Genomic DNA, 13,937 nt, shown 5'->3' with positions numbered 1-13,937 from the left:
TTAGTTGTCAATTGTACCTGAAGTTGTTAGTAAATTATATTGTGCCATCAAAAGCTGGACTTCATGAATCGCCAAACTTTGCTTCGCTTGTTCCACCACATTGACAGCGATGAGGTAATCATTGCTGGTCGCTGTACCATAATTCAATTGATTCAATGTCGAATTCTTTACCTGTTCTCTTAATTCAATAATTTGTTGATCTGTTTTTAATAGCTCTTGAATTTTCAAAATCTCGGTTTCCTGTTGGCTTAAATTCATTTTCGTATTGAATAGAAAGGTCTCCTCCTGCACATCCAGCATCTCTTGATTGGTTTTTACCAAACTCTTTTCATTACGTTGGGTATAGAACGTATTTAAATTCCAGGCTAACCTCAATCCGGCAATATAAAACCCCTGAGATTTATTACTCAACATATTTAAGGCAGGTTGTCCAACACCACCCTGAACAAACATGCTGAACTGCGGCAAGGATTTATCATCAATTAATTTATTCTGAACATCAAGAGCCTTTCTCTGTAAGGAAAATAAAGCTTGCTCTGGTCGATTAATCTGATCTGAATAGGTTGCTGACTTTGGAACAATCAATTGAACTTGATCATCCAATTTTTGACCAATCAAAATAGACAGAACATTCAAAAAAGATTTCTTGTTATATTGGACTTCAACGATTCGCTGTTCTGCCTTCAACCTTTCTGCTTGTAAATTACTGGCCGAACTCCGAAGGGCAACCCCATTCTTAACAGCTGTTTCCATTTTATCAATACCACTCTGAAGATCCACAATGCTGATCTTGATTTGTTCCTGCTGCTTATCCAACATCAGAATGGAAAAAAATAAATTATTGATCCGCTCCCTCAACTTATACATCTCAACCTCTACCTTCTGCGTTTCAACTGCCGAACTAGCTTCCAAATTCTCTTTCTGATCCTTAAGGTTTAGCAAACCTGTGATGGACTGTGAAATCTCTGCATAAACCTTGTATTGGTTTTTACTTATACTTGGAATATCCATGTTCGGCAAACTAATTGGAAGAGAGGTCACATCCGATTGATGGGTAGCTTGTCCAGCAATATTCATTTGGGGTAGAATTGCTTTTTCCATATTGTCCATGGAGAAATCCTTTGTCTTTTCGATCAATGAATGTTGTTTGATCATCGGATAATTTAACCGAGCCAACTTATAGCACTCCTCCAATTCCAAAGTTTTCATTTGCTGCCCATATCCCAGACTTAGCTTGAATCCGAGCAGAATTCCAATTAATAAAATTTTATAAAAGACATTTAACTTAATCATACATTTTAATATATTGATTTAAACATTTGACCAATTTTACCCTCAAAAAAAGAGTACTATGCCTTTAGCATAGCCTCTATCCAGATCGGAATCAACTTCTTACGCTGATCCATCAATTTGATAAACTCTTCATGATTGACACCTGTTCCATTCATAATCAGGGGTTGAGCAATAAAAGGAAACAAAACCAAACCCAACATATTCATCATAAATTGAATCGGGTTCACATCTTTCAAATTGCCTTTTTTTAGCTCCTCGTTGAACTGACGGATAATAACAGAATTCCCTAGAATTTCCTTGACGGGAATCCTTTCTAGGATATTATTTACATTATGACGAATTTCACTGATAATGAATCCAGGGATTTCTGGCTCCTTTTTGATGGAATCTATATAATGGTCTGCGACGGCACTGACTTTTTCAACTAAACTCGTGTCTTCATTATTCAAAACTGGAAACAAGCCTTTCACAAACTCACCCAAGGTCTCGAACATGATAATTTCAAAGAGTTTCTCCTTACTCCTGAAATAATAGTTCAACAAGGATAGGTTGATATCGGCCTCCTCCGCAATATCGCGAGTCCGCGTTGCCGCAAATCCCTTCTTATGAAAAACACGGCGTGCAGCTTCTTTTATTTTCTCCTCCGTTGAGGTATCCCGCTCCTTATCTGCAATTTTCTTAGCCATATTATTAACCTTGATTTCTCACAAAGTTAACAACAAAATAATATATTGAACAAATATTTTAATCAAATGACCAAATATTTGTTCAAAATATTAGTTTACTATACTAAAAACACTTATTTCTTATGTAAAATCATCCCGTGATCAAACCTTAAACTATCCATATTCGTAAATACCATCATCGAATCTCGCTCCTCTACATCCCCAAATCCTTCAATCAAACCTTCCGGAACAATCCCAAATACAGTCTCCCGTACCGAGCTGACTCCCTCCGACATAAACGTATATTGACCCACTAACAAGGAGTCCTTAATCACCCCTCTGAAAACTCCTTCGTTTTTATCCTTCTCCTCAAAATTATAATTCAATGGACCGACTAATGAATCATTCTGGTTATTTAATTCTAAAACTATGGTATCACCGCTGTCCTCAAAACTATATTTACCCGCCAACTCCGATGCCGTCCAATCTTTTTCTGATTCTGTCGAATGCCCAACCTCAGATTTTGGCTTTGAATTCTGACAAGAACTTAAACTAAATACTAATACGGAAACTGCAAGTAAGGATAATATCTTATTATTCATGATGTCTGCTTTTTTTATTGTTATAACAACATAATAATACGTAATGTTTCCGTAAAATCTTGCTAATTGTTCTTTTACAAGCAATTTTCCCTGAATTTATATTCGTAACTTTATATTCTATGAATATTCTAACAAAATCGTTCGAAACGAACTATAATACAGCTCCTTTTTCTAAAATTAATAATCAAGACTATGTCCCAGCATTCAAAGAGGCCATAGCTGAAACCAAAAAAGAAATCGAGCAAATCACAACTAATACTAATCCTGCGACATTCGAAAACACTATAGAAGCACTTTCCTTCTCCGGAATGCAGTTGGATAGAATCTCAAATATTTTCTTCAACCTTCACTCCGCAGAAACAAATGAAGAAATTGAAAAAATCGCCGTTCAAGTAGCACCCTTACTAGCCGAATTAAGCTCGGATATAACTTTGAATTACGACTTGTTCTTAAAGATAAAAGAAGTATATGACCAAAAGGATAAACTATCATTAAATCCTGAACAAGAAACTTTATTGGACAAATACTATAAAGACTTTGTTCGTAATGGCGCATTGCTTTCCGAAGACAAGAAAAAACAACTACGCGAAATTGACCAGGAAATGTCCGTTCTGAAATTGAACTTTGCTGAACATGTCCTTGCTGATACCAATGCTTATCAATTGCATATAACCAAGAAAGAAGATCTTGACGGTCTTCCTGATGCCATTGTAGAAGCCGCTCATGAACTAGCCAAAGACGAAGGTAAAGAAGGATGGATATTTACCTTGGATTACCCAAGTTATATTCCCTTTATGACCTATGCTAGCAATCGTGAACTCCGTAAGGAATTAGCAATTGCTGCGGGTAAAAAAGGATTCCAGGATAATGAAAACAACAATGAAGAAATTATCCTAAAAATCGCAAAATTAAGACATCAACGTGCAATTCTTCTAGGTTACGATTCCCATGCACATTTTAAACTGGAGGAAAGAATGGCCCAAAACCCTCACACGGTAAAGGCTTTTCTAAATGACCTCCTAGCTAAAGGAAAACCAGCTGCACTAAAAGAATTTCAGGAAATCTCTCAATATGCCAAAGAAAAAGATGGAATTGAAAAGCTGGAAAAATGGGATGGCAGCTACTATTCTGAAAAACTTAAACAGGAAAGATTTAACCTGGACGATGAAAAACTAAGACCCTATTTCAAATTAGAAAATGTTCTCAACGGTGTCTTTGAAATCGCTCACCGTCTTTACGGATTGAATTTTAAGGAAATCCATAACATCGATAAATATCATCCTGAAGTTCAAACTTATGAAGTAAGTACCGATGAAGGTGAATTGGTAGCAGTATTCTATGCCGATTTTTTCCCTAGAAAAGGTAAAAGAAATGGAGCTTGGATGACTTCCTATAAATCACAATTTATTAAGGATGACCACAATGAAAGACCCCATGTATCCATCGTCTGCAATTTCACCCGCCCAACAGCGAGCAAACCTTCCCTGTTAACATTCAATGAGGTCACTACCCTATTCCATGAATTTGGACATGCCTTACATGGTATTCTTGCTGACACTACTTACCCTACGCTTTCCGGAACATCAGTTTACTGGGATTTTGTAGAATTGCCAAGTCAAATAATGGAAAACTGGTGCTATGAAGAAGAGGCCTTAAAGCTCTTTGCTAAACATTATGAAACCGGCGAAACCATTCCTATGGAATACATCCAGAAAATTAAAGATAGTGCATCCTTTTTAGAAGGGTTGGCAACAGTCAGACAACTGAGCTTTGGCCTTTTGGATATGGGTTGGCATGGTCAAGACCCTAGTTCTATCGCCAATGTCAAAGATTTTGAAACCAAGCAATTTGAAGAAACAGCCATCTATCCGGATGTCAAGGAAAACGTAATGTCAACCTCCTTCTCCCATATTTTTGATGGTGGATATTCCTCTGGGTATTACTCCTATAAATGGGCTGAAGTATTGGATGCCGATGCATTTGATTATTTCAAACAGGAAGGTATTTTCAATAAGGAAGTCGCTCAAAAATTTAAAGAGCATGTTCTTTCCAAAGGCGGAACTGAACATCCAATGAAATTATATAAACAATTCAGAGGTCAGGAACCTTCAGTGGACCCTTTACTAAAACGGGCGGGATTGATTTAACCAAATAAAACATTCTATTTGCATCATAAAAAAAGGCTTAGATTAAATATCTAAGCCTTTTTGCAATTCTGCCTCAAATACAGAATCTATTTTCCATGTCGTTTTATCTTTTGAAGCTTTGACCGCCAATTGATCGCATCGCTCATTTAAGGGATGCCCCGCATGCCCTTTTACCCAAACCAACTTAATCTGATGAAGTTTGTAAACATTCATCAATCGTATCCATAAGTCTTTGTTCTTTTTCCCTTGAAATCCTTTTTTGATCCATCCATAAACCCATTTTTTGTCTATCGCATCGATAACATATTTGGAATCTGAAAAAATGGTCACTTGTTGATTGAGGTTTTTGAGAGCTTCCAAGCCAATAATTACAGCCATTAACTCCATTCGATTGTTGGTCGTTTTCCGAAATCCACCCGAAAATTCCTTCTCTATTAACTTCCCTTGAAACTCAGGATTTGAACCTTGGTAAATGGCTCTTAAGATAGTGCCATAGCCTCCAGGCCCCGGATTACCACTAGATGCGCCGTCAGTATATAATTCAATCATTGCCGTAAAAATAAGGATTTAATTGAAACTGACCGAGGATTAATACAAGTCCCTCTTATTCAGGTTCTGTAAAAATCTTGTACTTATCCCTTAAGAATTGAATAATCCCAGAAGTAAGGATGACGATAGTTAATCCAATCACACATCCCAATCCCGTAGAAAGGGCTCGGTAAATCGGTGTATAGGTAATTTGTGTATGATGTGGCTCTATCATAATAATCAATAGGGCAACGATGGCCACCCTTGCCATATTCAAAATCTTAAAACCCCAACATAGAATAATCGTAACGACAATTCCTACCATAATGGAATATACAGATTTCGGCAACAGCCAAACACAGGCCATCGCGACAACCGAACCAACAAAATTTGATTTGAAACGCTCAATGGATAATCTTTTGGAATCTTTCTCCTCTGGCGATATCACCAAGATAATCGATAATAAGGCCCAAAAAACTTCAAATTGCTTAAATCGTAGATACAGGAGGTAACCAAGTACAAATCCTATCAGACATCGAATAATATAGATCAATAGTGCAGAACTAATGACCCGCTTAATAAACCTTGTTGCAGAGCTATTGGGATTCATTGTCGCAAAAATACAGCTTATTAAATCATAATAAAAATTAAGGTTCTAAGATTAAATCAAACTGACAATCCTAACAAAAAAAGCACAACCCGCTGGGTTGTGCTTTTGATATATAACAATGTAGTTTTAATAATTATCACGGATTAGAACTTTTGCGTTCTTTACCTTCTCATCCAATAAGGCTAGTTTAACAACCTCACGCATTTCAGTTACATAATGGAAGTTCAAATCTTTGATATAATCTTCCTTAATTTCTAAAATATCCTTCTGATTAGACTTGCTCAGGATGATATCTTTAATGTTAGCACGTTTTGCTGCTAAAATTTTCTCCTTGATTCCTCCGACAGGCAATACCTTGCCACGAAGCGTAATCTCTCCAGTCATCGCCAATTTTGGCTTTACTTTATGCTGGGTAAATAAAGATGCCAATGCCGTCAACATCGTAATACCTGCTGATGGACCATCCTTTGGAGTCGCTCCAGCAGGAACGTGTATATTAACGTCCCATTGGTCGAAAATCTTGAAATCAATCCCAAATTCATCTGAATGCGAACGTAAGTAAGCCATCGCAATCGCGGCCGACTCCTTCATCACATCCCCTAAATTACCAGTCAAACTTAACTTGCCCTTCCCTGGACTTAAACTCGACTCAATAAATAATATATCACCGCCTACAGAAGTCCAAGCCAAACCTGTTACTACCCCAGCAATATCGTTATTCTCATATAAATCCTTATCGAAAATTGGTGGACCTAAAATCTCTTCAATATCATCTGAAGCTAAATTATGATCATATGGCTTCTCCATTACAATCCGAGTAGCAATACCACGAACTATGGAACCTATCTTCTTCTCCAAACCACGAACCCCAGATTCACGAGTATATTCCTCTATAATCTTCTCGATCATTTTAGGCTTCAATGCAATATCCTTTGCTTGAATACCATGCATCTCCCTTTGTTTAGGTAGTAAGTGCTTCTTCGCAATCTCAATCTTCTCTTCTATCGTATAGCCGTTTACCTCAATAATCTCCATACGATCCAATAAAGCCGGTTGAACTCCACTTAATGAGTTTGCAGTAGCAATAAACATAACCTTGGAAAGATCATACTCCATCTCTACATAATGATCGTAAAAATGAGTGTTCTGTTCTGGATCCAATACCTCCAATAAAGCTGAAGAGGGATCTCCTTTAAAATCAGAACCAATCTTATCAATCTCATCCAAAACAAAAACTGGATTTGAAGCTCCCGCTTTTTTCAAGGACTGAACAATACGACCCGGCATCGCTCCTATATAAGTCTTACGATGTCCTCTGATTTCTGCTTCGTCACGGATACCTCCTAAAGCCATACGGGTATATTTTCTACCCAAGGCCTTTGCGATGGATTTTCCCAAGGAAGTCTTACCAACCCCCGGAGGACCAACCAAACATAAAATCGGAGCCTTCATATCATTCTTCAACTTTAATACAGCCAAATACTCAACGATACGTTGCTTTACTTTCTCCAAGCCATAATGATCCTTATTCAGGATCTTCTCAGCTCTATTTAAATCAAAATTATCCTTGGTAAATTCACCCCATGGCAAATCCAACAATAATTCTAAATAATTCAATTGAACGGAATAGTCCGCAGCAGCTGGATTGATTCGGGCTAGCTTCTCCAATTCTTTTTGGAAATGCTTACTTACCTCTTCATTCCATTTCTTGGATTTTGCACGTTTCTTCAACTCCTCAATCTCCAAGTCAGGGGTATTGCCACCCAGCTCCTCTTGAATCGTCTTCAACTGTTGACTCAAAAAGTAATCCCTTTGTTGCTTGTCTAAATCAATACGAACCTTATTCTGAATCTGATTCTTCAACTCCAACATCTGAATTTCAGTCGTCAAATGCTCCAATAGTTGTTTAGCGCGTTTCACAAAATCCTTGATCTCCAATAAATCTTGCTTCTGTTCCAATTCTAAAGATAGATTCGAGGAAATAAAATTCACCAAAAAGGTTGGACTCTCAATATTCTTAATCGCAATCCCAGCCTCACTAGGAAGGTTTGGCGATAACTGAATAATCTGTAAGGCCATTTCCTTCACTGAAGAGATCAATGCTTTGAATTCTTTGCTACTGGTTTTAGGCTTATCCTCAGGGAATTTTTCAACTCTCGCTATTAAATATGGCTCTGTTTGTACCAATTCCTTAAGCTTTACCCTTTGCTTACCTTGAATAATAACAGTAGTGTTACCATCAGGCATTTGAAGGATCTTAATGATATGCGCCACAGTACCAATTTTGTTCAGCTGTTCAAAGGAAGGATCCTCTACTGTCATATCTTTCTGTGATACCACAGCAATTGTACGATCTCCTTTATATGCATCTTTGACCAACTTAATGGACTTATCTCTACCCACAGTAATTGGAATCACAACCCCAGGAAATAATACCGTATTCCGTAATGGTAAAATCGGCAATTGATCCGGAATCTCTGCGTTCCTCATCTCATCCTCATCTTGCTGAGTCAATAATGGAAAGAATTCAGTTTCTTCGTTTATGATAGGTAATGTTTGATTAAAATTGAATGAATCAAATTTGTTCATATGTATATATCCAGCTGCCGACATCTTGTCAGAACGTCAGCATATTTTTTCTTTAAATTTATTGAACCCTTATAGTACAAGCAGAATGCCAATCATGAAATTTGGTACATTTTATGCTATTATTGATTTGTATCTGTTAAATCGTCAGTAATCAGCACATTCTTTGTCACCTTTGTGTACTCTTTAACAATAAAAACTTACGCAAGTTACAAAATGTGGAAATGTTTATAACTATTGATTGCCAGGTTAAACTATTTAATAGATTTTTACTCTATTAGTAGGAGTATTGTATTTTACTGGAAAACAACATAAAAATTCAGACATGAAATTAAATAATTTGAATACGCAGATGAAGTCGATTAAGATTGGGTTAGCTACGGTTGCATTAGCACTAGCTACAATGGGTGCGCAGGCACAAGAAAAACAACAACACAGCGATCCTAATGTACGTGCTGGTGAAAAAGCACTTCTAGGTGGCGATTTCAAAACTGCTGCAGCTCAATTCGAAAAAGCATTACCTAATGCTGGAAATGAACCTGAAGTTGTCTATTTATTAGGTTATTCTCAATTCCAAAATGGAGAATACAAAAAAGCAATCGCAAACTTTACGAAAGTAATTTCTTTAGACCCGAAAAATGTTTCTGCTTACTACTATAAAGCGAAAGCAAACAATAATATGGCGGTAAATAAAGAACTTAAGTTAAGTAACCAAGAACGCGAAGGATTGTTGAAATCAGCAACTGCTGACTACACGAAAGCGATCGCAATCAATGCAACGGATGCAAAATTATACCAAAACCGTGCTATTGCTTACCGTGACCTAGGAATCTTGACTGGTACTAAAGGGGCTGCAAACTATAACAAAGCAACAGCTACTGATGCTTACAACAAAGCAATTACTGACTATGAGAAAGTATTAACGTATGATGCTTCTCGTAAAGACATTCAAACTGAAGTGAAAAAAGCTACAGTTTACCGTGATAACCTTAAATAGGGATATCCCTTATACAACAAAAAAGCTCGCGATTAGCGAGCTTTTTTGTTGTATATCCTTAGACCAATTGCTTTTTATAAGCTGATGGACTCAGTCCTGTGGTCTTTTTAAATTGATTACTTAAATGAGCAATACTGCTATATTGTAATTGGGATGCTATTTCAGCCAAAGTAGCATCATATCCCAGCAACTCCTTAACCTTATCTACTTTAATCCCTATTAGATATTTCTCAATGCTTTCTCCATGAACTTCGGAAAATACATTGCTTAAATAAGAATATTCCAGGCTAAATCTTTCCGACAAATAGCTGGAGGTCTTAATCAACATTGCATTTTCATCACTGATCATCTCTGCTAGAGCGATTTTTATCTCCTCCACCAAAACCGCCTTCCTATCCTTCAAAACCTGAAAACCAATCATCTGAAGCTCCTGATCAAAAATAATCTGCTCTTCCTCTGAAAGATTCCGACTAAGATTTACGGACCCAATATTCACCTCGCCAAATGGAATTTCCATTCGATTCAATATCTGTTCCACTGCCATAATACAACGTGGACAAACCATATTCTTGATGTGAATTTGCATAAAGTAAAGATAAAGAATATTTATCGGACACAAATTGACCTACAACATCATTTCTTTATCATAATTTCAGGAATTCCCTTAAAACTCCATAAATGCTGAACCTAAATGTTCAATGATATCGGTAGCAACCAAACTGGTCTCACCTACCCAATCTTTGGCATAATCGCCGGCAGATCCATGAATATAAACTCCTAAAACGGCCGCATCAAAAGCCGAATAACCTTGGGCCAACAAACTACTGATAATCCCTGTCAAGACATCGCCAGAACCACCGGTCGCCATCCCTGGATTGCCAGTCGAATTAAAATAAATCTCTCCCGACGGATTAATTATCGAGGTATTCGCCCCTTTAATAATTAATATGATTTGATATTCCTTTGAAAATGCCCTCGCCTTTTCCAATTTATCCAGATCATTCGACCAATCCCCAATCAAACGTCGCAACTCCTTCGGATGTGGCGTCATAATACTATTCTTAGGTATATATCGTAATAAATGCTCTTGCTCTGACAAAATATTCAATGCATCGGCATCCAAAACTAATTTTACATCTTCTGCTAATGATTGTAACCAGATTCCAAATCCGCGAATCGTTTCTTCATTGCGTCCCATCCCAATACCAATCCCAATCGCCGAAAAGGATCCTTGTACATTAAAGTCAACCAACAAATCCTCCGATGAATCCAGTTGAACCATCGCCTCAGGAAACCCAATTTGAAGAATTTGATAGCCACATCTAGGAATATAGGCGGTTACCAAACCGCAGCCTGATTTTAAAGCTGATTTGGATGCCAATAAAACCGAACCTATTTTGCCCAAACTCCCCCCAATAATGGCAACATGACCAAAGGTTCCCTTATGATCGTATTTTGTCCTTGAACGATACAGAACATCCAGCATATCTGAATCCACATACCGCATGCTGGTTTCCTGTTTATTAATCGAATAATTATCCAAGCCTATATTGACAAGCTCAAATTCCCCAACAAAATCGGAATTATCCGGAAGCAACAAGGCTAATTTGGGAACCTGAAAAGTATATACCTTTTCCGCACAGACAATAGGGTTCATATTTTCTCCAATGCCATCAACCATTAATCCCGAAGGCATGTCAATAGAAAGGATTCTCCCTGGAAATTCGTTGATCTGATCGATAATTTCCATCCAATCTTCCCCAAGTGGCGAACTCAATCCATACCCAAATAAACAATCAATCAAAAATCCTTCTGTCGGTAATTCCAGTTCTTCATTTAATTCGAAATATTGGATATCATCCAACATCTTCTGGTTTATCAGATTATCCCCCGAATAATCCTCCGATTTTATCAGACATATTGTAACTGGGTATCCTGATTCGCGTAAAATCCGGGCAATACACAAGCCATCACCTCCATTATTTCCCTTTCCACAGATCACCACAATGGAAGAATACTTAATCTCTTCTGAATAATCATCCAAAATAGCTGATGTAGCCATATGGGATGCTCGTTCCATCAATTCCCATGAACTGATTCCTTCATTTTGAATGGTCTCTTGATCCACCACTTTTAACTGCTGTGTGTTTAGAATTTTCATAAGGATATTAAATAAGTATAGCCCCTAAATTTAGGAGCTATACAGTTATATAACAACAGATTAATTTAAATGTTTGTGGAAAAAGCCCATCATGGCCTTATAGAATTCTATCTGATTCTCCTCTTTTCCAAATCCATGACCCTCATCATATTTTACCATATACGGCACATCGACCCCTTTCTCTCTTAAAGCTTTTACAATCTGATCTGCTTCCGCAATTTTTACCCTTGGATCATTCGCCCCTTGTACAACAAATAATGGTGCTTTTATTTTATCAACGTGAAATAAGGGAGAAACCTCCTTCGCAATTTCTGCCTCTTCTTTGTTATTTGGATCATACCAAACCTGATATAACATTTCAAGATAGGGCTTCCAATATTCCGGAATTGAATTCAATAAAGTGAAAATATTAGAAACTCCTACGTAATCAACACCTGCTTTATATAAATCTGGCGTCTTCGTTAATCCACGTAGAACTGCATATCCACCATGTGAACCGCCATAAATAGCTACATTATCCTTATCAACCCAACCTTGGTCGATGACATATTGAATTCCATCCTCCACATCATCCATCGCCTTTCTACCGACCTCCTTAAAACCTGCCTTCAAAAATTCTTTCCCATAGCCTCCAGATACTCGAAAATTAACCTGAAGGGTTGCAAATCCATGCGCCGCAAACAACTGAGTCTCCGGATTGAAGCCCCAGCTATCCCGAACTCCTTGTGGACCTCCATGCGGATTTACAATTAATGGAACTTTCTTCCCCTCAAGCGCAGCCTTTGGAAGCGTTATATATCCATGAAGAGTCAAGCCATCCCTCGATTTAAAGGTAATAGGACGCATATCAGCCATATCAGCCTCCTTCAACTGTGGCATCAAATCATATAACAACGTAATCTTATTCGATGTGGCATCCAAATGGTAATATTTTCCATAAAGCTTATCACTTTGGACCATTACCAAATACTGGTCTTCATTATCCGTCTTGCCAACAATCACATATTCATAATTCGGGAACTCCTTTTGAAATAAATCAAAAATGCCTTTAAAGGTCTTACTCTTAGGCTCTATCTCAACCTTTTCGCCTTCATAACCCACATAATCCAACTCCCAGTTTCTCTTTCTCGAAAGACCTAGGATCGTCGCATCATAATCTGGGTTTGAATAAATTTCCTTGATAATTTTCTTCGCAGCTAAATCATATAACACAATTCTGGCCTTGTCCGAATCAAGGTTTGTTAAAACGTAGGCTTCATCTGGATTCTTCGAAGCATAATTAAAGGACAAAACAGAAAACGTATCATACCATTTTGTGGTTCCAAATAATTCAAAATCTTGCTTGCCTTGTGGCTTATAGAAAAATTGGGTATTTATTCCATTTAGCATTTTCCCATAACCGCGCAAAACCCCATCCTTATCAAACTCATAGCCTACGATAGCATTTTCCGGATCCGTATTCGTAAATAACTTCTCCATCGCACCTGTCTGAATATTGACTTTATATGGCTCAAAAATCTGCTTATTATCCTTATTCATTTGAATAATGATATAATCTTTTTGCTCCTTCAGCATATTTAGGATGCCAGCTTGAACACCTTCAAATGGAGTAAGGTCTATATTATTACTTCCGTCAATATTAACAGCATATAAATGGTAATTCTCATTCCCGCCTTGGTCCATAATGTAAACCAATCGCTCATCATTTACCCAGCCCATGCCACGAATCAATTCATCCTTCTCCTCAATGGCACGCACAACCTTGCCTGTTGCTACCTCCTTAATCATCACATGTCGCTTATTTTTTTCATCTTTCTCCCGATAGGAAATGTATTTACCATTCGGTGAAAGTGCAAAACTTGATGATTTTGGCTTCGCAAAATAGTCTTCAACCTTGTACTTGTAATTTCCATTGCCAAGTGCAATTAATTTCGCAAGCTCAGCTTCCGAAGAAACTAAACTCGGATCCCCTGGCTTCGTAATTTTTGTCTTCTTTAATAGGAGCGGAAACTCCATCCCAGCTTGTTTAAATTTCCCTTCAATGGATTCCCCTTTCAGTTCCCCTTCATAAGAGAAACCAGCCTGTTCCATCGCAAGATTAAGCTTATTGTTTTCAAACTTTGCAGTCGTCATCGCTAATCCTGATGCACCTTGTGCTGGAATATCTAGGGTAGCCGATAAATTTCCGTCTTTTTCACTGATGTGGAAGATCATTTCCATTTTGGTGCCTTGGGCTTCCAATTCACCTTTCCAATCACCAGCAACTTGAGCTTTCGTTGTTATCATACTCAAAAGTAATAACAGCAGTGTGAATAATTTTTTCATAATCAAAATTTAATTAAATGGTC

Annotated in this window: 11 protein-coding genes; 2 read left to right on the top strand and 9 right to left on the bottom strand. The window is 37.6% G+C overall.

All coding sequences use genetic code 11. From position 1 onward, the window contains the following. The 3 genes from PZ892_RS05620 to PZ892_RS05610 all read right to left on the bottom strand — a co-directional run bounded on the left by PZ892_RS05620 (position 1) and on the right by PZ892_RS05610 (position 2,560). Entirely contained in the window at positions 1–1,293 is a 1,293-nt protein-coding gene (locus PZ892_RS05620) for a TolC family protein (protein ID WP_277712354.1), read from the bottom strand. 56 nt (positions 1,294–1,349) lie between these two features. Continuing rightward, positions 1,350–1,979 carry a TetR/AcrR family transcriptional regulator gene (locus PZ892_RS05615; RefSeq protein WP_277712353.1) on the bottom strand — a complete coding sequence of 210 codons (630 nt, stop codon included), beginning with the start codon at positions 1,977–1,979 and terminating at the stop codon, positions 1,350–1,352. 113 nt (positions 1,980–2,092) lie between these two features. Then, on the bottom strand, positions 2,093–2,560 hold the full coding sequence (locus tag PZ892_RS05610; RefSeq protein WP_277712352.1) for a hypothetical protein: 468 nt from the start codon (positions 2,558–2,560) through the stop codon (positions 2,093–2,095). Positions 2,561–2,679: 119 nt separating this feature from the next. Here PZ892_RS05610 and PZ892_RS05605 point away from each other — a divergent pair, with 119 nt between their 5' ends. Continuing rightward, positions 2,680–4,707: a M3 family metallopeptidase gene (locus tag PZ892_RS05605; RefSeq protein WP_277712351.1), complete on the top strand. Its 2,028-nt coding sequence runs from the start codon at positions 2,680–2,682 to the stop codon at positions 4,705–4,707. A 42-nt stretch (positions 4,708–4,749) separates the two neighbouring features. On the opposite strand, the gene rnhA is transcribed toward PZ892_RS05605, so the two are convergent. From rnhA to lon, 3 genes are all read right to left on the bottom strand, one after another. After that, the gene (gene rnhA, locus PZ892_RS05600) at positions 4,750–5,256 is read right to left on the bottom strand and encodes a ribonuclease HI (protein WP_094256814.1); all 507 of its coding nucleotides are present in this window, start codon (positions 5,254–5,256) and stop codon (positions 4,750–4,752) included. 55 nt (positions 5,257–5,311) lie between these two features. Further along, a complete protein-coding gene (locus tag PZ892_RS05595; RefSeq protein ID WP_094256813.1) occupies positions 5,312–5,845 on the bottom strand; it encodes an FUSC family protein in 534 nt (177 codons plus the stop codon). A 126-nt stretch (positions 5,846–5,971) separates the two neighbouring features. Beyond that, complete coding sequence (lon, locus tag PZ892_RS05590; RefSeq protein WP_182498976.1) at positions 5,972–8,434, bottom strand: endopeptidase La; 2,463 nt, start codon at positions 8,432–8,434, stop codon at positions 5,972–5,974. Positions 8,435–8,756: 322 nt separating this feature from the next. On the opposite strand from lon, the gene PZ892_RS05585 reads away from it, so the two are divergent. Continuing rightward, entirely contained in the window at positions 8,757–9,428 is a 672-nt protein-coding gene (locus PZ892_RS05585; protein ID WP_094256812.1) for a tetratricopeptide repeat protein, read from the top strand. Positions 9,429–9,486: 58 nt separating this feature from the next. Here PZ892_RS05585 and PZ892_RS05580 read toward each other — a convergent pair whose 3' ends face one another. From PZ892_RS05580 to PZ892_RS05570, 3 genes are all read right to left on the bottom strand, one after another. Next, positions 9,487–10,014: a helix-turn-helix domain-containing protein gene (locus PZ892_RS05580; protein WP_277712349.1), complete on the bottom strand. Its 528-nt coding sequence runs from the start codon at positions 10,012–10,014 to the stop codon at positions 9,487–9,489. Between the two features lie 78 nt (positions 10,015–10,092). After that, positions 10,093–11,589: an NAD(P)H-hydrate dehydratase gene (locus tag PZ892_RS05575; RefSeq protein ID WP_277712347.1), complete on the bottom strand. Its 1,497-nt coding sequence runs from the start codon at positions 11,587–11,589 to the stop codon at positions 10,093–10,095. Positions 11,590–11,649: 60 nt separating this feature from the next. Continuing rightward, positions 11,650–13,914, bottom strand: a complete 2,265-nt coding sequence (locus PZ892_RS05570; RefSeq protein ID WP_277712346.1) for a S9 family peptidase — start codon at positions 13,912–13,914, stop codon at positions 11,650–11,652. Positions 13,915–13,937 lie beyond the last annotated feature (23 nt).

It is taken from the genome of Sphingobacterium sp. WM (genome assembly GCF_029542465.1).
Classification (GTDB): Bacteria; Bacteroidota; Bacteroidia; order Sphingobacteriales; family Sphingobacteriaceae; genus Sphingobacterium; species Sphingobacterium cellulitidis.
Note: the sequence above shows the minus strand (reverse complement) of the source record. Positions and strands in the feature narration are given on the sequence as shown.

Bases quoted from the DNA above. Each gene is read 5' to 3' on its own strand.
- PZ892_RS05575 (WP_277712347.1), bottom strand. From the start codon at position 11,589: ATGAAAATTCTAAACACACAGCAGTTAAAAGTGGTGGATCAAGAGACC.
- rnhA (WP_094256814.1), bottom strand. From the start codon at position 5,256: ATGATTGAATTATATACTGACGGCGCATCTAGTGGTAATCCGGGGCCT.
- lon (WP_182498976.1), bottom strand. From the start codon at position 8,434: ATGAACAAATTTGATTCATTCAATTTTAATCAAACATTACCTATCATA.
- PZ892_RS05605 (WP_277712351.1), top strand. From the start codon at position 2,680: ATGAATATTCTAACAAAATCGTTCGAAACGAACTATAATACAGCTCCT.
- PZ892_RS05610 (WP_277712352.1), bottom strand. From the start codon at position 2,560: ATGAATAATAAGATATTATCCTTACTTGCAGTTTCCGTATTAGTATTT.
- PZ892_RS05620 (WP_277712354.1), bottom strand. From the start codon at position 1,293: ATGATTAAGTTAAATGTCTTTTATAAAATTTTATTAATTGGAATTCTG.
- PZ892_RS05595 (WP_094256813.1), bottom strand. From the start codon at position 5,845: ATGAATCCCAATAGCTCTGCAACAAGGTTTATTAAGCGGGTCATTAGT.
- PZ892_RS05580 (WP_277712349.1), bottom strand. From the start codon at position 10,014: ATGCAAATTCACATCAAGAATATGGTTTGTCCACGTTGTATTATGGCA.
- PZ892_RS05585 (WP_094256812.1), top strand. From the start codon at position 8,757: ATGAAATTAAATAATTTGAATACGCAGATGAAGTCGATTAAGATTGGG.
- PZ892_RS05615 (WP_277712353.1), bottom strand. From the start codon at position 1,979: ATGGCTAAGAAAATTGCAGATAAGGAGCGGGATACCTCAACGGAGGAG.
- PZ892_RS05570 (WP_277712346.1), bottom strand. From the start codon at position 13,914: ATGAAAAAATTATTCACACTGCTGTTATTACTTTTGAGTATGATAACA.